Here is an 18,417-nt window from a genome sequence, read left to right as displayed (position 1 = left end):
GCATGGCTGTCTCCTGAAGTTATTGGATCCAGTTTCCCGCGCGCCAGGCGGACGCCGGTATCAGGTGTTGTCCGACAGGCCAGCGCACAGGCCTTCACGTCGTCGTGATATGAAAGAAAGGACCACTCGGTCTGGACAAGCGCTTTGCATTGCCGCTTTGCATTGCTTCGCTCGGCGAATGCAGCGTCGCCCACGAATTCTCCAGGGCGTGTGGTCAACTACGGGCGCGTTCTAATGAAACGGCTCATGCTTTCAACCGTCGGCCACCACCGTGTATGTTGTTGGCGGCATCGCCTCCTTCTTCTTCGATGGAGTCTAGGGCAATGCTGATCAAGTCCTCCGAATCGTGATGAGGTGCGTTATTTGAAGAATCACGAGCGCAAAGAGATGAACATGAAGCAGATGACGTTGGCAGCGGGTGCGGATCAATGTGCAGGTTTCGAGCAACACCGCAAGCCAACGCGGCGTGAGGAATTTCTCGCGACGATGGAGCAGATCGTGCCGTGGTCGGCCTTGTGCGCCGTGATTGATCCGCACTACCCAAAGGCAGGCAATGGCCGACCGCCCATTGGTCTGGAGCGGATGCTGCGCATCCACTTTCTGCAGCACTGGTTCAACCTGGCAGATCTGGCGTGCGAGGAGGCCCTGTATGACAGTGCCAGCCTGCGCCGCTTCGTAGGGATTGACCTGGGCCGTGAGCCGGTGCCGGACGCCACTACGCTGCTGAAGTTTCGTCGGCTGCTCGAGAAACATCAGCTTGCCGAACGCCTGTTCGCTGAGGTTGGCCGGGTCCTGCAAGCCAGTGGCGTGAAGCTGAAGACCGGCACCATTGTGGATGCCACGATCATCAGTGCACCCAGTTCGACGAAGAACCGAGAGAAGGCACGCGACCCCGAGATGCATCAGACTCGCAAAGGTCAGCAGTGGCATTTTGGGCTGAAACTACACATCGGCGTGGACAGCCAAAGCGGGTTAGCGCATTCAGCGGTGGTGACGCCGGCCAACATTCACGACAAGCATGCGCTGCCCCAGCTATTGCACGGGCAAGAGCGGCGTGTCTACGGTGACAGTGCGTACGCTAGTCAGCAGGAGCTGATCGCATCGAAGGCACCGCACGCCAAGGACTTCACCAATCAACGGACCCGCAGGAACGGGCTGATTGATGAAGTGCAACGCGGGAAGAACCGTAACAAATCGAAGATCCGCGCCCGGGTTGAACATGTCTTCGCCGTGGTCAAGCGCCTGTGGGGCTTCACGAAAGTCCGCTACCGTGGCCTGAAGAAGAATGGCGGACGGGCCTTCACGGCGCTGGCGCTGGCCAATCTCTACCTGAGTCGAGGGCATCTGATGGGAGCAGTCCGCCCGTAAAGGGTGAATGCGGGGCGGGCGCCCCACCAACACCCCAAAATTGGGGGCGCACGAGGGTGAATTCTCGTCACCAGGGCCATTTTTCCGGCCAAACAAGCTCCTGATCAGTCTGCGTGACTCAATTTACCCCGCTTATTCAGCATAGCCCTAATGCGCGCGGCCCATGGGGAATGATCAATCGACGAGCTTTGCGTCACAACTGAAGTCGATAGCGCTTGGTTCTTCGCTGACGCCATGGATCATCAGGACTGCATCCTCTGCCACCGCCAAATGAACCCCTGCTGCAACGGCAGCGGCTCGTGATGGGTACGTGACAGGCTCGCGTCCGTCGTCTGCCTCTACTGCCCAACGACCTGCGTTGGAAATCGTCACCTGAACTGTTGAAACTGACATTCAAACACCCCTATGTTCGAGAGCGAGTCATGTCTTCCTTTTAGGATTTACGAGACCGACGTTGTGTCGGACGTTTTCCTACTTTCGTGATTTGCGAAGGGTCAAGGTGTTTGAAGAGCATACCGTTCTAAGGCAGCGTGCCGCACAGGCCACGACATCACTCGTTGATTTCGATGGGGGCAGGCCGGCCGCAGCCGATTCGGCAATATTGGTGGTCAGCTGTGGCGTGGAGCGGGTACGGGCCGGCCCAGGAAGGTTCGGTAGCGTCGTCAGGCACCCCTCATATTTCAATCTCCCGCTGCCAGACCGATCGCAGGACGCCTCGGGCCAGGCGTGCCCTCGCCCGCCACCTCAACCGGGCATGAAGGTCTCGGTAACTTGGGCAGTCTTTGTAGAAAGCGGCGTACCGGGGAAGCTAGCTCAGAGTGCGGTCGGAGATGCATGGACGCTGTTGTCGCCCCTTCGCTGGTTCGGACCAAAATCGCCCGCTTCCGCCCCAGTAGCGTCTCACAGCGCGATAAACACGCCTTTGCGCCCCCGTATGAGGTGCCAGTGGTTGCCCTGGTACGACGCTTGCGCAGTGGGGAGGCGGCAATTCAGCCGCGATAGGAGCGAACATGGCACAGCAACCGCAATCAGGACAGGGCCAGCAGCAACAGCCTCAACAGGGCGGCCAGCAGGGGGGCCAACAGGGTGATCAGAGTAGCCGGCAAGGCGGGCAGTCTGGCGACCAGGATCAGCCCGGCGGCCAACGCGAACAGGGTGGCCAGGGTGGCCAACAGCACGGCGATCAAGACAGCCAGAAGGGTGGCCAGCAAGGGGGCAGCCAGCAAGGTCAACAGGGCGGGCAAGGACGCCCGTGATGCCTTGGCGTTAATGGCTTCTATCTGACTTCAAACTGATTTCAATCACCGCCACCACTATCAGTGGCGCGGCGGTTCATGGTTTCATTGAAACGGCATCTCCAAATCCCATGAAAAATCCTTGGAACAAGAAGAACCCATTCATGAGCATGTGGCTCAGTAATGCCCACCGCATGGCCGGAGCAACGCGCGGTCGAATGACGGCGGAAGGCAAGCGTGCGGCCTCCACTGCGATGACGGAAGGCGCGAGGCAGATCATGGCGGCTTGGAGCGACGGGCTGACAGCCACGAAGCCGGCAAAAAGGCGTAAGCGCCGTTGAGTGCGCTACGTGCGGCAATACCCCACTAACAATCCGCAAATTTCCCTACGGAGATCTTCATGGACAAGTCAAAAATACCCGTTGAGCAACGTACAGCGCTCGGCCTCCTGATGGATGACCATCGAGCCGTGAAGAAACTGTTCAAGCAGTTCGAAGTCGCGAAAGCCTCCACAGAAAAACACGCGATCGCAACGGAGACATGTCAGAAGCTGTCAGTCCATGCGCAGATCGAGGAGGAAATCTTCTACCCCGCCCTGCGCGACGCCTCACAAAAGCTTGACGGCATGCTTGATGAAGCCAAGGTCGAGCACGACGTGGCGAAGACGCTGATCTCCAAGATCGAAGCGGGAGATCCGGACACGCTCGAAGCGAACTACAAGGTCCTAGCTGAGTATGTCGGCCACCATGTCGAGGAAGAGGAAGGCGAACTCTTTCCCGCGGTGATCAAGGCGCGGATCGACCTTAGCGAAGTGGCCGCGCAACTCGAAGCACGGAAATCGGAGCGTCTTGGCGAGCCAGCGTGAGCGACACTTGTGGTCCGGCGCGACTTGCCGTATTTCAAGGGGACGTATGGAGCGCGTGACAGAGTATCGGGGATTCGGTATCCATGTCAATCTCAAGACTTCATCCAAGGACATGTTCGACGTTTGGTTCCAGGTCAAAGGCCCCATACCCGCACCAAGTATCGCCGCCATAGGCAAGCGTATAAGGGTTTTTGGCGGCCCATACTCCCGTCGTTGGGCTCACCTCGTGGCGGAGTTGGCGGGACGGGCGGCCGTAGACGTGATACTTGGAGAGGATTCGTGATTGCATTTTCACCCTTGCTGAGGGGGCTTCGAGATGTCCAGCCGCGACGGTCTTGACATCACCATCTGCCGAAGTGGACATCGTGATCTGACCTTGCCCCTGTTTCACGAATCCCATAGCCGAGCCATCAAGCCGCTTGCCCTTGCTGAGCAGCGGCCCAATTCTTCTCAAACTCCATGGGGCTGACGTAGTTCAATGTCGAATGCAGTCGGCGAGCATTGTAGAAGCCGAGCCAGTCGACGATTTCATCCATCACGGCACGCCGCGTCGCGAAGCGCGGACCGTGCAGTCGTGCGACCTTCAGCGAATCCCACAGGCTTTCGGTCGGCGCATTACCCAGCAATCGCCGCGCCGGCTCATCGACGAACGCATGCCATACGCCTTGAGAGTGTCCTGGAAGAGCCCGCTGCAATACTGGCTGCCACGGTCACTGTGGAAGATCACCCCCTGATCCGGGCGGCGCCGGAACCAGGCAGGCGACGCACCCGCTCCTTGCCCACCCTGACGCCGCGCGCGAGCAGCTCCTTATGCATGCGCGGCCAACCGTATTCCTGCTTGACCTCGGCATGGATGGCGCGCAGGTAGGCCAGCACGGCCTCATCGCTCTGCCGTCCACCAGAGCCGGGGCCAGTTGACTGCCGTTGGCGCCACCCTTTTCCGGCGTCTGCACGTCGACGACCCACGAGGTGCTGGGGCTGCTGGCAGAAGACAACCGTACACGAGCCGTATTGCCATGAGCATACCAAGAATTACGCTAGAGCCGCGGCGCATGGTGCATACCTTCGTCATGCATAAGAAGTCTCCAAGGAGCATATGGCGCGCGACACATCTGCATGCTGACAATGCACGGCAAGCACAACGTTACCGTGCCTTATCGCCGCACCCTGGCAACGCCGGCGTCACGAGCATCCTGACCACGCGCGCAGCAACTCCCCCTTGTTTGCGAGTCCGGCGGAACACAACGGCAGTAGCCGGCCACCTCGCGCCATACGACGCAGCTAGGTCGGATGACCGAGTTGGCCGAGAAGCAGCCTTTCAACCGCGTACAGCGCCTGGCCGCTTCCGGCCCGCGTCCGCCGCCGCCGTCGGAGCCGGCGAACAGGTAGTTATAGCGGTGATGCAATATGTGCATGACCGCAATTATGCGTAGCATCCGACAGCGCATTCCACCGATCATGCGTTCCTCAGCCCATTGGCTGGGTCATCGCGCCTTGAGCATAGTTTCGATGAACTCCCGCACTGCACTTCTCGCCTGACCGGATGCTTTTTCATCATAAGCCTCCGTCAAACCATACTGTACGCATGGGCCATCATAAGTGAATGGCTTGTTAGTTTTGGCGTTGACGATGACACCGCGCTTCTGAGCCGTCCCACCGTTACGCTACTTCGCCGCCTAGGCCTCCGGCTGGCTTTTTTCTTCTTCAATCATGTTTTGCATGAGTGTGCTGCCAAATGACGCTCAGGCGTTCAAGCCGGCGACACCTTCGCATACCATCGGCTGACAGCATCATGCACAAACGAAGCCCCGCCATGACGTCCCCACCCGGCCTTCCGTGCCACACCAACCTGCCTCTCGTCGGAATTGTCTGCGACCGTTTTTTTGTCGGTGAACACGATCAACATGGCGTCAAGGAAAGCTATCGCCGTGCATTGAGCGATGTAGCCGGCGTTGCGCCGGTTTTCATTCCAGCGACCGGCGCGATTTCCGATGTCACACCCTATCTCCGGATCATGTCCGGTCTGCTGTTCCCCGGTGGCGCTTCCAATGTCGCTCCGGCCCTCTACGGAGGCAAAGAGCCAGCGGGGTTCGCGCTCGATCCCGCGCGCGACCATGTCGCCTTGCAACTGATTCGCGGCGCCATGTCGCAGCGCCTTCCGATGCTCGCGATCGGCCGTGGCTTCCGGGAGATGAATGTCGCCTTCGGCGGCACACTGCATGCCGATATCTACGCGGCCGGCCACAACGAGCACCATCGGGAAAACCTGTCGGAGCCGCTCGACATGCGTTACCGCTACAAACACAGGGTTTCCCTTGCTCCGGACGGCCTGCTCCATGACTGGCTGCGCGCCGACGTAGCACTCGTGAATTCGCTACACATGCAGGGTATTCGTACGCTGGGCGAAGGCTTGGCGGCGGAAGCTATGCATGCTGACGGATTGATCGAGGCAATCCGGGGCGTGGATGCCGACTTCGCTATCGGCGTTCAGTGGCATCCGGAAGTCAGCGCGAGCACAGATCGGCTCTCGCAATCGCTATTCATGCGCTTTGGCGATGCATGCCGCCGGTATGTGCCAAGCTGGGGAATCGTGGAAAGGACGTCGCCATGAACGACACCAGCTACCCCGTCACAGACCGCTCGCGGGTGCGACTGTTCGGCAGCAGAGGCTCCAACGACAAGCAGGCTATCCGCGAGATCATGGATTCCGCGCTCTATGGCGTAGTGTCGTATCAGATTGGCGACCAGCCGTTTGCGACGCCGACAATGATCTGGAGACATGGCGACTACCAGGCACTGGTTGCATGCTGATGCCGACAGCGACGCCTGGCGTAATCATCATCTGTCTCCGCATGGTCCACGGCAGCCTGCTTGCATTGAGGCTGACAACAATCGGCATGCGCTTCAGTGATGCTTCGGTCGCGGCACGTCTCTCAGGAATGTCGCAGGGTGTCGGCTACGCCATCGCGGCGCTGGGGCCCGCGGCGGCTGGTTTGCTGCATCCAGGCGGCGGCTGGAAGGGAGTCCTGTGGCTGTTCGCTGGCATTGGCGCGGCGTCGGCCATCTGCGGGCTTGGCGCCGGCAGGCGCGGACGATCGGAGCCCCTTTGGGGCCGGAGCCGGGCCGATGCGATGGCTGATGTTTCGTCACGCGACTCACGAGCGCTCGCGACGGATGCGTGCCGGCGTGTTGCCGGCGATGCGGCGAAAGCACCTGGTCATATGCGACCGGTCGGCGAAGCCGCAGTCGTGTGCGATCTTCATCAGCGGCGTGCTGGTTTCCAACAGCAGTCGCGTGGCACGGGTGACGCGTCGCTGCATGATGAACCGCAGCGGCGCCTCACCGGTGGACGTACGAAAGGCGCGCATGAAATGCGGGAGACTGACTTCGGCCATAGCAGCTAACTCCGTGATGGCGATGTTGTCACCAAGATGGTCTTCGATGTAATCGAGGATACGGCGCAGCCGGAAGGGCGCGATCCCTCCCTTGCAGGCCAGGAGCGGCGCAGTGGTGCCAAGCCTGGCAAGCTCCACGGCGAGCAAGCCGACCAGGCTCTCGCAGTAGAGCCGCTGGCCGATGCGGGGCGTGACGCATGCCAGTGCAAGCCGATCGGCCATGGCCCAGATCGGTTTGTTCTCGAACATGAGGCGCGAATGGAAATGGTCCGCGCCGCTGGCGGTGCCGCAGGCCTCACCCAGCAGCGTATCGTCGAAATGGATCGCCACGCAGCGGAAACCGCGAATGAACGGGGTATAGCCGTACGCTTCGCCGCCGCGTTCGATCAGGCTGAGGTGGTCATTGCCGCGATAGCAATCGGCAAGCGGTTTGGACGGCTTGTAGCGTGCCTCGATACGGCCGCCGATTTCACGCAAGGCCGCCCGCAGGCTGACACTTTGGGATCCGATCGGGCGAGCCACATCCTGCAGTTCGCCGTATTCGATGACTTCCACTTCCGTGTTTGCCCAGATGCCGGTGGTACGGCTCTGATGCGCGTTGGTGACGATACGTACCACTTTCAGTCTCCTACCAGATCATAGTCCGGTCGCTCCGTCTTGACCGGTGCAGTTTGAACCTTCGATGGCACAAATATAAGAACCAAGATTCCCCATTTTTGTGTGTACTAAGAATATGGACTCGGGACTGCAGATTCACCTCGACCGGACAGCGAAGCTACCCCTGTCGGAACAAATTCGTATGAGTATTGCCAGGGCAATAGAGTCTGGCCTGCTCGAACCTGGCACCCGATTGCCCTCGTGGCAGGACCTAGCTGCGCACCTTGGTGTGGCGCGCGGTACAGTTCAAGCGGCGTATGAACGGTTATCCGACTCCCAGATGATCGAAACATGCGGAGCAAGGGGCACCCGCGTGGCGCCGCGGCCCCGCGCGCCGGCGGCTCGACCAGAAGCGCCGCAGCCCGGAGCTTTTATGAGAACCTATCAGGAGATGCACGCCGGGGCCGGGCCAGCGATCTTTCAGCTCGGCATTCCGGCGCTGGAAGGCCTACCGGAAAAGCTTTTCGCACGCGCGCGCTCTTCGAATCTATTGAAGACGGGATCTTTCTCGTCATTGGTCTATCCCGATCCTAGAGGGGAGTTCGCACTGCGCCGAGAGCTTGCAGGCTATCTCTCTATCTCTAGAAACCTTCACTGCTTCCCAGAGCAGGTGTTTATCACTTCGGGATACAGCTCCGGCTTAGGTCTTGCACTACGAGTGTTAGGTTTGGACGGTAAGAAGGTTTGGATGGAAGAGCCCGGTTTCATTGTTACCCGGAAGGCGTTAGAGCTCGCTCGTTTGAGTATCGTTCTGGTACCGGTGGATGCCGAAGGCCTCAACGTAGGCTACGGAATCGAGAACGCCGCGGACGCTGCGTTAGCCGTCGTGACGCCCGGTCAACAAGCTCCCTTGGGCTCGACCCTGTCTTTGAGGCGACGGCTTCAGCTGCTTGATTGGGCGGTCTCGAACGACGCCTGGATCATCGAAGATGACTACCTCAGCGAGCTACAACTAGAAGGCAGGGCAGCACCCGCCTTGGCGTCTTTGGGCGAGGGCAACCGGGTTATCCACATAGGTACTTTCAGCAAGACTATAAGCCCGGGGCTGCGACTCGGATTTGTTGTGGCGCCAGCCGAACTGGCCACCCCGTTCTCCGAAGTAGCCGCAACGCTTGCGCCCGCGCCCTCACCAGTAATTCAACTCGCCACGGCTCAATTTATGCGTGATGGCCACTACATCCGGCGCATCCGTCGGCTCAAGCGTCTATATTCTGCCCAGCGTGACGCGCTTTGCGAGCAGTTGCGAATGCGCGACGCAGAGTGGGTTAAGGCCGGCCTGGCAGTACTTCTCAGGCTCCCCGACGGCGCGCCCGACGTGCAGATCGCTCGGGAAGCGATGAACTTTGGCATGGCACCATCGCCATTATCGGCGTGGTTCGCGACTCCATCCTGGGCCTTACCCGGTCTATTACTCGGGGTTGCGACGGCGCCTGAACCCCACCTCGCTACATCATGCTGTCGTCTGTTCGAGATCATTGACCGATATTGCTAGCGCAGTGCCAAGGGCGTCGCACGTTCTTGTTGCCTTTCACAAACGGCCTGACGTACTGCGGTGCGATTAGCTTGGCATCGTGGCCGAGTGCCTGCAGTTCTCGCGCAAGACAAATGGGCGCCAGCGCAGGCCTCCATGACCAGCGTGTCGCTGGCCTGTCGTGCCGTTCATTAAGCTGGTTCGACGGGGTGCTGCTCGTGCACGTCAGCAAGCACCGCCTTGAAGACGATCTCAATAAGCTGCTCCGGAAAGGCCAGCCTCGATACGCCGATCAGATTGCTGGCGCACTGAGGCCGCGCCTTGGCGTAGGCTTCTTTGCGCACCTTGCCCGCTACTGCAAACGCCTCATCGACATCGAGGACATAGAGCGTCTCTTCCACCACGTGGTCGAGGGTGGCTCCGAACTGTGCCAGGATCGTTGCAGCGTTTGCATAGGTCACCCGCATCTGCTCCGCCATCATCGAGAAGTCGGCTGGCTTGCCGGTTCCATCGAGCGCAGCAGGCGCGATCATGACGCCCTTGTCGTCGTGGCTGAGCTGGCCGGACACATAGATCATGTTTCCGATCTTGATTGCCTGTGCATAGCCGTAGTCGTCTTCCGCCGGCACACCGTGATAGGCAGCCTCTTTGCCATTCGCCGCCGTCGTGTTGGTCATATCTGATCTCCTGTTGAATAAGCCGGCCCGGATGTCCGGGCCATTTGTTCTCCTCATGACTTCTGAGCGTTGGACCATGAGCCCTGGACAGATGCCAGAAGGAGAGAAAGCGATGCAGCCAGCAGAACGAGATCCTTAAGAAGGAACTGGCCAGGCATAGCTGAAATGGCCGGAAGTCCACCCGCCGTCGCTTCTGCTACGCCGGGGGTAGTCAAGATAAAGGTGAGCGTGATCAGATAGGTCGCAGCCGACATCGCCGCTCCCAATGCGGAGAAAATGGGCTGGAAGGCTCCGAGAATCAGAGCCGCTGCGGTCGACAGCTCAAGTACACCTATAACGTAACTTGTCCGTTGAACTCCGAATAGGGTGTGCAACCAGCTCATGATGGGACTGCTGGCGATGAATGGAGCGATGCCGTTGGCTTCGTAAGCGGTGAATTTCATTCCACCGAACCAAAGAAAGATGACGACCAGTGCCCATCTGAGTAGGGCCAGAAGAGAGAGCGATCCAACGCTCTTTTCAGCGATTCGTAGACGAAACTGATTTGCACGAGTGGTCATTGGGGTTTCCCATTCAAGTTGTTCATCGGGTGGTTAGTTTAGGAGCCTCCACTGTAGGCCCACCAGATATCGATTTCGAGACTACCTTTGCTCAATCAAATGCCCACAAGGATCAAAATAGCGGGGCAATCCATCCCAAAAACGGCGGCACAGCACGGCACGCCGCAAATCGTCTCGTCGAGATCGAGGTTCAGCTGCTTGCAGATATAGGCAAGCGCGTCGTGGATTGTCTGCCCGAACGAAACGCAACGACAATGACATTCCAGTCCGCCACGGCTCTGGGATAGTCGCTACCGGGCGTGCATGTCGGACCGCGCGTCATTGCTAGAGCCTGACGCGAACGAGCTCCGCTCGAAGGAATGGCCTAACTTGCGCCGGCGCGTATAGCGCCTCATCGAAGCTGCACACGGAAAGCGAAGCGCATTACTCGGCCTCGCGCGCCAGGCGGCGCCATTGCCCCGGCGTCATCTCCATCTTGTCGGTGAACACACGCCGGAATGCCGCTACGGATCGATACCCGACTAAGTCGGCCACGGCCTCAGTGGTCATCGCCGGCTTCTTCAGCTCGTTGGCGGCCAGGCTCATCCGGATATCGGTCAGCAGTTCGTTGGCCGAGCGCCCCAGATTGGCCTGAAAGTGCCGCATGAAGGTGGCGCGTGACATGCTGCACAAGTCGGCCAGATCAGACAGGTTCCAGGGTCGCGCGGGATCGGCGAACATGGCTGAAATGGCCGGGGCCAGTCGTGGATGGCCGGCAAGCGCCAACAAGCCTGCCGGGGCCTGTTCGGATTCGCTCGCCGCGCGCAGTACCAGTGTGAACAGCGCGAAACTAAGCGCGTTGAGCATGGCGTATCCGCCCGGTTTGTCGCCAGTGGACTCCATGCGCATCAGCCCCACGAGACTGGCCAGGTGGTTCGAAGCGGACACGATGCCCTCTTCACCACGGCCGTCCATGGCCCGTACCACGAGAGTCGTGGGTAGATAATCGCGAATCAGCCGATCATGGGGCGGCCCGATGAAAAATCGCCCGCACAACATGTCCAGATGCTCGCCCTGGCCATCATTCTCGCTGAGCGTCCATCCTGCAGAACCTTGACGATTGTAGGTAAGACCCGGCGCATGTCCGCTGCCATCGTGCAGCACGTGCGCCGACCCGTGAGGCAACAGCACGATATCTCCATCCACTAGCTCCCTGGCTGTCCCCGTCTCCGGATCCTCAATAATGGCCCGGCCCTTGAGCACGACGTGGTAGGGAATCTCGTGCGCCGCGGACTGATCCCAGGCCACACGCCATGGCGCACCATAGACGCAGCGGACCTCCAGCTGGCCAGTGATGTTGATCATTTGCAGGAGATGGCTCAGCCAGTCGACTTGGGACATAGGACCTCGGGAACTTGAAACGCTCAAGCGTCTTATTGCGGTTGCACACCGGTTGTACGCACCGCATGGCCCCAGTGCACGAGTTGATCGGACACGTTGCGCACCGGCCGGGCTGCTCGATTGCAACCATCTATCGCGACCTAGCCAGGATCACGGAGGATAGCGGTACGCCGAACGAGTCCTGAGACAGTACCCGCATCAGCGGGTTAGGCCAATAGCTTCCGGTACTGGATGAAACCCGAGCGATCAGCGATGCGGTCGTAAAGCTGCCTGCCGTTATGGTTGGATTCGTGTGTCAGCCAGTGCACACGGGACGCCCCACGACGTCTCGCTTCCGCATAGACATGCTCGACCAGCGAGCGACCGATGCCGCCGCCACGCGCATTGTCAGCAACAAACAGGTCCTGAAGACAGCAGTAGTCGACCGTCGTCCAGGCAGATCGATGGTAGATCGAATGCACCAGCCCCAATGCTTGTTCGCCCACCATGGCAAGCGCTGCATGCATCGGTTCGCCTGGGTCCAAGAAGCGCCTCCAGGTATTCAGCGTCACGGACTCGGGGATATCCACTTCGTAAAATCGCTGATAGCCTTTCCACAGCGGAAGCCACATATCAAAATCGTAGTTATCAATGGATTTTATCTCGACTGATTGCATAGAATATTCCTGAAATAAAAGATGTGCATTCATGCACTGGCCGTCATCTATGGCGGTCAATAGTCGCTGCGTGAATGTTGCGCCCGTTTTTGGCCCGTGAATATTGGTAAGTATCGTTCGCTGCAACGGCGTCTATGCAGCTCGTGGGGCCCGCAGAAGCCTTCCCTCTCCGGGCTTCTGGCTAGGCCGCCGTCACTTCCAGCCCGCGCTGCACCGCCGGACGCGCAAGGCCACGATCGAGCCACATCTGCACATGAAGAAAGCGGTCGAAGCCAACAATCTCGCGCGCTTCGTAAAAGCCGATCAGGTTACGCACCCAACCAAGCAGCGAAATATCGGCGATGCTATAGTCAGCGCCCATCACCCAGTCGCGGCCCGCGAGCCGTTCGTCGAGGACACCGAGCAGCCGCGCTGATTCGGTTGCGTAGCGGTCGCGCGGGCGCTTGTCCTCATAGGCTTTGCCGGCGAATTTGTTGAAGAAGCCAACTTGGCCGAACATCGGTCCGACACCGCCCATCTGCCACATCAGCCACTGGATCGTTTCGTAGCGCGTGCCGGGATCGGTGGAGAGGAACTGCCCCGTCTTGTCGGCGAGATAGATCAGGATCGCTCCCGATTCGAACAAGGCCAGCGGCCGTCCGCTCGGACCGTCAGGATCGTAGATCGCAGGAATCTTGCCATTGGGGTTGAGCGCGAGGAAGGCCGAATCGTGGTTCTCATTCGCCATGATGTCGATGCGGTGCGGCTCATAGGCGAGGCCTGTCTCCTCCAGCATGATGCCGACCTTCACTCCGTTGCGCGTCGGTAAGGAAAAGAGCTGGAGCCGATCGGGGTACTGCACCGGCCAGCGCGTGAAAATTGGATGATTGAGTGTCACTTTCTCCCTCCAAGACTTGTCGGTACATACGAAGAGCCTGGACACGTTCCCAAAACTCTTTCCTGGGTGCATCCAGGCTCTGGCGTTACGCCTGCATCAGATGACACCTTCTAGGACCCTCGGAGAGGGTCGATGCGGCCGGATAAAGTTCAGATCGAGCCAGCCGGCGTGACGGCAGGAAAGTCCCTCTCGGGGTCGAACACGTTGTTGAAAAAATTCGTCAGGGAGTACATGGCCACGAGTGCGACGATCTCCATGACGTTCGCATCCGTGTAGCCGGCATCGCGGATGGCTTTCAGATCGGCATCGCTGACGTTGCCCCGGGCCTCGATGACTTTGCGTGCAAACTGGAGGGCGGCGTCGCGCTTCGGGTCGCTGGCGTGACCCTTCCGAGCGAGAATGATTTCCTCGGCCGACAGCTTGGCCATATGCTCGGCCGTAAAGCTGTGAACTGTCAGGCAGTAGTTGCAGCCATTCACTTCGGAGACAGCGAGGCCGATGCCGTCACGCGTCTTCACGTCGAGCGCCTTGCTCAAGGAGCCCAGCAGAGTGGCCCATGCGTTGAACGCAATCGGGCTCTGCGCGAAGCTCGCCATCATGTTTGGGGTGAACCCGATGTTCTTGGTGAACGCATCGAGAGTCGGTTTCGAATCGGCCGGCACCTGTTCCGGCTTTAGAGCTACAGTTCTTGCCATCATAATCTCCGTGAGTTATGCGATTTGCTAATTGGGGAAAGTCCATGTGGGAACCATCCCTCGGCTTACTTCGTGCCCAAGTCTTGGGTCGAAGCTGGTCATGCCTTCAAGTAGGAGGTACCTTGCGGCCGCCTCCCACTTGAAGGCCGCTTAGTCGTTCGGCGCGATCACTGCCGCCGCGACGCACCTATACCAAATCCAACACATCGTCCACCGGACGGCGCGGCTTCTGCGCCCAGTTTCCCGAGCGCTCTGCCCCGATGGACAACAGCATGACCGGCACTTCGTTTGCAGCCAGTCCGAACTCGCGGTGTACCGCTTCGGCATCGAAACCGATCATCGGCGTCGAACCCAGGCCCAGCGAGCGGGCCGCATAGATCATCGCCGCCGCGCCGAAAGTTCCAGTGCGTACGGCCTCGTCGCGCTGGCGCTGCGGGTAGTCCATGTACAGATCGCGTGCGGGGATTTCCCATTCAGGCACCATCGTTGCCGGCATAACGCCTGCTTCAACCAACGGAGCCAGGCGCTTAGGTATTACGCTGGAATCGGCCAATTGGCCGCAAACGATGAAGGTAACGGCGGCCTCGGTGATCGCAGGTTGATTCCAGGCGATCGGACTCAGCCGAGCCTTGGCTTCACGTGTGCGTACGGCGATGAAGCGCCAGTTCTGCAAGTGGAAGGATGTCGGCGCGGCGGTGCCGATTCGCACCAGCTCGCGGATTTGGTCGTCACTCAAGGTGGCGGCAGGGTCGTAATACTTGGCGGCGCTGCGGCTCAAGATACATTCGATGACAGCATTGGTCTTGATAGTTTCGTTGGTCATGGTTATTCCTATGGGTGAAGCGATAGGCTGTCCGGCAAGGCGGCTCACTCTACGGCCGGAAAGTCGACGTCGGTACCGTTGATACGGTTGAAGGTACTGGTGAAGATGGCGAGCGCGATGGCAAACGAGATCTCAGCCAACTGGGTGTCGGTGTAGCCGGCCTCACGAATGGCAGTGAACTCGTCTTGGCTGATCGTGCCGCTGGTGGTCTGCAGGTGGGACACGAAGTGCACCAAGGCATTACGCTTGACGTCACCCGTGGCCTGCCCCGCGCGAATGCCGCGCAAGGTATCGACCGGCAGGCCCACCATCTTGCCCACAAAGCTGTGGGCGGCCACACAAACGTCGCAACCCGCCTTCACGCTGACCAACAGCTTGATGGTTTGGAGGTCTTGCTGGCTCAGGCTGCCTGAGGCCAGTGCGCCTTGGGCGTTGAGCAGCGCGGCCAAAGAGGCGGGCGCGAGGTGGCCCAGGGCGGCGTACGTGTTCGGGACACGGCCACCGGCAATCTTCTTGACCTGCGCGTAGATATCAGCGGTGGCGCCGGTGGCGGACTCGATGGCGGGAATAGCGATACGGCTCATGGTGCGACCCTTTCATCTGGTGGTTAGGAGCCTCCACTTTAGGCGTACCGGATACCGATTTCGAGACTACCTTTGCTCAATAAAATGCCCAAAAGGATCAAAACAACGAGGTGACCCATCCTCCACCTTCGGCGCGGAAATGAAGAGCGACGTTTGGGGTACGGTTCCCGGATGGGGTCAAAGACCTGGAGTCTTTCACCGTGCCCAAGCTGGGCATCCATGGTGACGACGACCAGAGTGCGCTGGTGGAAGTCACTGGGCGTGAGTCGGCACGCTTCCTTACGCATAGCGCGTTATGTGGAGTACGAAGGCGGCAGCCACTATTTGCTCTTTAGGCGACAGGTGTGCGAGGACTTGGGTAAGCGATGTCTCCGGTCTGCACAAGCGGAAGGGAGCAGAACCGATCGGTGATCAGGCCGCGAGTTGCAGCGCCGCCGCGCCGAAATGCGGATGCCGCGAAAAGATCTCAGCAGCCCAGTTCACGAACACCCGCACCTTCGCCGACAGGTGCCGGTTCTGCGGATACATCGCTGAGATCGGCAGTTCGTCGGTCTGCCACTCCGTCATGATTTCCACCAGCCGGCCACTATTGATATAGGGTTCGGCCATCGCTCGAGAGATGCGCGCAATGCCGTGGCCTTCCAATGCGCAGCCCAGATAGACGTCGGCATCGTTGGTGGAGATCACCGAAGGCAGCAGCACTTCGCTGCGTTCGCCGCCACGGATCAGCGGCCACGGCGTCGCGCGTCCGGTGCGGTTCGACAGGAAATTCACCGCCTTGTGCTGCGCCAGCTCCCTGAGATCGTGAGGCGTGCCGAAGTGGCGTAGATAGATCGGCGACGCATAGAAGGCCAGCCTCAGCCGGCCGATGCGACGCGCCACCATCGATTCCTCGAGCGCACCCACGCGCAGCACCACGTCCACGCCTTCCTTGAGCAGGTCGATCGGCTTGCCGTTGCTGGTCAGTTCGAGCTTTAGTTCCGGATACGCATTGAAGAAGTCATGCAGTTGCGGCATCAACACCATTTTCGCGAGCCCGCTCGTGGTGTCCACCGTCAGCGTGCCGCGCGGCGAGTTGTTATGGTGCATCAGCAACTGCTCCGCTTCCTCGACGTCTGCCAGGATGCGTACGCAGCGTTCGTAATAGGCCGCGCCATCGGTGGTCACGCTGATGCGCCGCGTGGTCCGGTGCAGCAGCTTGACGGCCAGATGGGTCTCCAGCTTCTGGATCAAGCGGGTGAGCGTGGCCTTTGGCAGGTCGAGCGACTCCGCTGCGCCCGCAAAGCTGCCTACATCCACCACCCGAGTGAATGCCTGCATTGAGACTAGACGATCCATGATGAGAGCTTTAGAAAGGAGTAAGACTTAAGCGAAGCCGCTATCCTTCTTCAAATCAACGAAAACATACGGCGAAGGCGATTTGGTCCATGCCGTGAAGACCGGATCCTCAATAATGGCCCGGCCCCTTGAGCACGACGTGGTAGAGAATCTCGTGCGCCGCAGACTGCTCCCAGGCCACATGCCGTGGCGCACCGTAGACCCAGCGGACCTCCAGCTGGCCAGTGATGTTGATCATTTGCAGGAGATGGCTCAGCCAGTCGACTTGGGACATAGGACATCGGGAACTTGAACGCTCAAGCAGCTGATTGCGGTTGCACACTGGTTGTACGCTGCACATAGCCCCGGTGCGCGAGCTGCTTGGACACGTATCGCGCTAACTCGTCCGGGGAACTGGTCGGCACATACGAAAAGCCCGGACACGTTTCCAAGACTCTTTCTTGGGTGCATCCAGGCTCTGGCGTTACGCCTGCATCAGATGACGCCTTCTAGGACCCTCGGAGAGGGTCGATGCGGCCGGATAAAGTTCAGATCGAGCCAGCCGGCGTGACGGCAGGAAAGTCCTTCTCGGGGTCGAACACGTTGTTGAAAAAATTCGTCAGGGAGTACATGGCCACGAGTGCGACGATCTCCATGACGTTCGCATCCGTGTAGCCGGCATCGCGGACGGCTTTCAGATCGGTGTCGCTGACCTGGCCGCGGGTCTCGATGACTTTGCGCGCAAACTGGAGGGCGGCGTCCCGCTTCGGGTCGCTGGCATGGCCCTTCCGAGCGAGAGTGATTTCATCGGCCGGCAGCTTGGCCATATGCTCGGCCGTAAAGCTGTGAACTGTCAGGCAGTAGTTGCAGCCATTCACTTCGGAGACAGCGAGGCCGATGCCGTCACGCGTCTTTACGTCGAGCGCCTTGGTCAAGGAGCCGAGCAGAGTGGCCCATGCGTTGAACGCGATCGGGCTTTGCGCGAAGGTCGCCATCATATTTGGGGTGAACCCGATGTTCTTGGTGAACGTATCGAGAGTAGGTTTCGAATCGGCCGGCACCTGTTCCGGCTTTAGAGCTGCTGTTCTTGCCATCATAATCTCCTTAGATAAATGATTTGACTAATAATTAAACGAGGTCCAGCACATCTGCCACCGGCAGGCGCGGCTTCTGCGCCCAGTTTCCCGGACGCTCCGCCCCTACGGACAGCAGCATGACCGGCACTTCGTTTGCAGCCAGTCCGAACTCGCGGTGTACCGCTTCGGCATCGAAACCGATCATCGGCGTCGAACCCAGGCCCAGCGAGCGGGCCGCGTAGATCATCGCCGCCGCGCCGAAGGTGCCGGTGCGCACTGCCTCGTCGCGCTGGCGCTGCGGGTACTCCATATACAGATCGCGTGCGGGGTTCTCCCACTCCGGCACCATCGCCGCCGGCATGACGCCCGCTTCCACCAACGGTGCCAGGCGTTCTGGTATTACGCTGGAGTCGGCCAACTGACCGCAGACGATGAAGGTAACGGCTGCTTCGGTGATCGCGGGCTGGTTCCAGGCGATCGGACTCAGCCGGGCCTTGGCTTCAGGCGTGCGTACGGCGATGAAGCGCCAGTTCTGCATGTGGAAGGATGTCGGCGCGGAGGTGCCGATTCGCACCAGCTCGCGGATTTGGTCGTCGCTCAAGGTGGCAGCTGGGTCGTAATACTTGGCGGCGCTGCGGCTCAAGATACATTCGATGACGGCGTTGGTCATAGTGTTTCCGTTGCTCATGCTGATTCCTATGGGTGAAGGGATAAGTTGAGGTTCCGTTCGAGGTGTTGGGCGGCGTTCTCTCCTCCGCTTCTGGTGGTTGCTGCACGGATG

Annotated in this window: 20 protein-coding genes and 3 pseudogenes; 6 read left to right on the top strand and 17 right to left on the bottom strand. The window is 59.7% G+C overall.

Annotation, left to right across the window (positions count from 1 at the left end):
- Window positions 1-393 precede the first annotated feature (393 nt).
- Window positions 394-1,368 carry an IS5 family transposase gene (locus AC10V3_RS25920; RefSeq protein WP_490924205.1) on the top strand — a complete coding sequence of 325 codons (975 nt, stop codon included), beginning with the start codon at window positions 394-396 and terminating at the stop codon, window positions 1,366-1,368.
- A 174-nt stretch (window positions 1,369-1,542) separates the two neighbouring features.
- On the opposite strand, the gene AC10V3_RS25915 is transcribed toward AC10V3_RS25920, so the two are convergent.
- Together AC10V3_RS25915 and AC10V3_RS25910 are read right to left on the bottom strand one after the other, a co-directional pair.
- Entirely contained in the window at window positions 1,543-1,761 is a 219-nt protein-coding gene (locus AC10V3_RS25915; protein WP_454752904.1) for a DUF2188 domain-containing protein, read from the bottom strand.
- A gap of 635 nt (window positions 1,762-2,396) precedes the next feature.
- Window positions 2,397-2,612 (bottom strand): hypothetical protein, encoded by a 216-nt coding sequence (locus AC10V3_RS25910; protein ID WP_490924204.1) that lies wholly within the window; start codon window positions 2,610-2,612, stop codon window positions 2,397-2,399.
- Window positions 2,613-2,767: 155 nt separating this feature from the next.
- On the opposite strand from AC10V3_RS25910, the gene AC10V3_RS25905 reads away from it, so the two are divergent.
- Entirely contained in the window at window positions 2,768-2,944 is a 177-nt protein-coding gene (locus AC10V3_RS25905; RefSeq protein ID WP_490924203.1) for a hypothetical protein, read from the top strand.
- Between the two features lie 59 nt (window positions 2,945-3,003).
- On the top strand, window positions 3,004-3,468 hold the full coding sequence (locus AC10V3_RS25900) for a hemerythrin domain-containing protein (RefSeq protein ID WP_454752901.1): 465 nt from the start codon (window positions 3,004-3,006) through the stop codon (window positions 3,466-3,468).
- A 410-nt stretch (window positions 3,469-3,878) separates the two neighbouring features.
- Here the strand turns inward: AC10V3_RS25900 and AC10V3_RS25895 are convergent.
- Window positions 3,879-4,398 (bottom strand): annotated as a pseudogene (locus tag AC10V3_RS25895) (integrase core domain-containing protein); the annotation flags it as partial.
- 883 nt (window positions 4,399-5,281) lie between these two features.
- On the opposite strand from AC10V3_RS25895, the gene AC10V3_RS25890 reads away from it, so the two are divergent.
- Together AC10V3_RS25890 and AC10V3_RS25885 are read left to right on the top strand one after the other, a co-directional pair.
- Window positions 5,282-6,079, top strand: a complete 798-nt coding sequence (locus AC10V3_RS25890; protein WP_490924202.1) for a gamma-glutamyl-gamma-aminobutyrate hydrolase family protein — start codon at window positions 5,282-5,284, stop codon at window positions 6,077-6,079.
- Window positions 6,076-6,279 carry a PNPOx family protein gene (locus AC10V3_RS25885; RefSeq protein WP_454752899.1) on the top strand — a complete coding sequence of 68 codons (204 nt, stop codon included), beginning with the start codon at window positions 6,076-6,078 and terminating at the stop codon, window positions 6,277-6,279. Before AC10V3_RS25890 ends, AC10V3_RS25885 begins: the two co-directional genes overlap by 4 nt.
- Before the next feature lie 344 nt (window positions 6,280-6,623).
- On the opposite strand, the gene AC10V3_RS25880 is transcribed toward AC10V3_RS25885, so the two are convergent.
- Window positions 6,624-7,481, bottom strand: coding sequence for a helix-turn-helix domain-containing protein (locus AC10V3_RS25880; RefSeq protein ID WP_490924201.1), 858 nt, complete (start codon window positions 7,479-7,481; stop codon window positions 6,624-6,626).
- A gap of 115 nt (window positions 7,482-7,596) precedes the next feature.
- Between AC10V3_RS25880 and pdxR the strand changes: the two genes are divergently transcribed.
- Complete coding sequence (pdxR, locus tag AC10V3_RS25875) at window positions 7,597-9,012, top strand: MocR-like pyridoxine biosynthesis transcription factor PdxR (protein WP_490924200.1); 1,416 nt, start codon at window positions 7,597-7,599, stop codon at window positions 9,010-9,012.
- Between the two features lie 22 nt (window positions 9,013-9,034).
- Here pdxR and AC10V3_RS25870 read toward each other — a convergent pair.
- From AC10V3_RS25870 to AC10V3_RS25810, 13 genes and pseudogenes are all read right to left on the bottom strand, one after another.
- Window positions 9,035-9,158, bottom strand: a pseudogene (locus AC10V3_RS25870) (IS110 family transposase); the annotation flags it as partial.
- 24 nt (window positions 9,159-9,182) lie between these two features.
- Window positions 9,183-9,668: a Rid family hydrolase gene (locus AC10V3_RS25865; protein ID WP_454752896.1), complete on the bottom strand. Its 486-nt coding sequence runs from the start codon at window positions 9,666-9,668 to the stop codon at window positions 9,183-9,185.
- 53 nt (window positions 9,669-9,721) lie between these two features.
- Complete coding sequence (locus tag AC10V3_RS25860; protein WP_454752895.1) at window positions 9,722-10,228, bottom strand: YkgB family protein; 507 nt, start codon at window positions 10,226-10,228, stop codon at window positions 9,722-9,724.
- Between the two features lie 423 nt (window positions 10,229-10,651).
- Window positions 10,652-11,608: an AraC family transcriptional regulator gene (locus AC10V3_RS25855; RefSeq protein ID WP_454752894.1), complete on the bottom strand. Its 957-nt coding sequence runs from the start codon at window positions 11,606-11,608 to the stop codon at window positions 10,652-10,654.
- A 206-nt stretch (window positions 11,609-11,814) separates the two neighbouring features.
- Window positions 11,815-12,264, bottom strand: a complete 450-nt coding sequence (locus AC10V3_RS25850; RefSeq protein ID WP_490924199.1) for a GNAT family N-acetyltransferase — start codon at window positions 12,262-12,264, stop codon at window positions 11,815-11,817.
- 181 nt (window positions 12,265-12,445) lie between these two features.
- Window positions 12,446-13,141 (bottom strand): glutathione S-transferase N-terminal domain-containing protein, encoded by a 696-nt coding sequence (locus AC10V3_RS25845; protein WP_454752892.1) that lies wholly within the window; start codon window positions 13,139-13,141, stop codon window positions 12,446-12,448.
- Window positions 13,142-13,290: 149 nt separating this feature from the next.
- Complete coding sequence (locus tag AC10V3_RS25840) at window positions 13,291-13,836, bottom strand: carboxymuconolactone decarboxylase family protein (protein WP_454753539.1); 546 nt, start codon at window positions 13,834-13,836, stop codon at window positions 13,291-13,293.
- Window positions 13,837-14,023: 187 nt separating this feature from the next.
- Window positions 14,024-14,659, bottom strand: coding sequence for a nitroreductase family protein (locus AC10V3_RS25835; RefSeq protein ID WP_454752891.1), 636 nt, complete (start codon window positions 14,657-14,659; stop codon window positions 14,024-14,026).
- 44 nt (window positions 14,660-14,703) lie between these two features.
- Window positions 14,704-15,243, bottom strand: coding sequence for a carboxymuconolactone decarboxylase family protein (locus AC10V3_RS25830; protein WP_454752890.1), 540 nt, complete (start codon window positions 15,241-15,243; stop codon window positions 14,704-14,706).
- Between the two features lie 411 nt (window positions 15,244-15,654).
- On the bottom strand, window positions 15,655-16,581 hold the full coding sequence (locus AC10V3_RS25825; RefSeq protein WP_454752889.1) for a LysR family transcriptional regulator: 927 nt from the start codon (window positions 16,579-16,581) through the stop codon (window positions 15,655-15,657).
- A gap of 102 nt (window positions 16,582-16,683) precedes the next feature.
- Window positions 16,684-16,855: pseudogene (locus tag AC10V3_RS25820) on the bottom strand (cupin domain-containing protein); the annotation flags it as partial.
- A 253-nt stretch (window positions 16,856-17,108) separates the two neighbouring features.
- Window positions 17,109-17,654 (bottom strand): carboxymuconolactone decarboxylase family protein, encoded by a 546-nt coding sequence (locus AC10V3_RS25815; RefSeq protein ID WP_454753538.1) that lies wholly within the window; start codon window positions 17,652-17,654, stop codon window positions 17,109-17,111.
- A 34-nt stretch (window positions 17,655-17,688) separates the two neighbouring features.
- Window positions 17,689-18,324, bottom strand: a complete 636-nt coding sequence (locus AC10V3_RS25810; RefSeq protein WP_454752888.1) for a nitroreductase family protein — start codon at window positions 18,322-18,324, stop codon at window positions 17,689-17,691.
- Window positions 18,325-18,417: the final 93 nt, after the last annotated feature.

It is taken from the genome of Cupriavidus sp. PB-02 (assembly GCF_058252315.1).
This window is presented reverse-complemented; position numbering and strand designations above follow the sequence as displayed.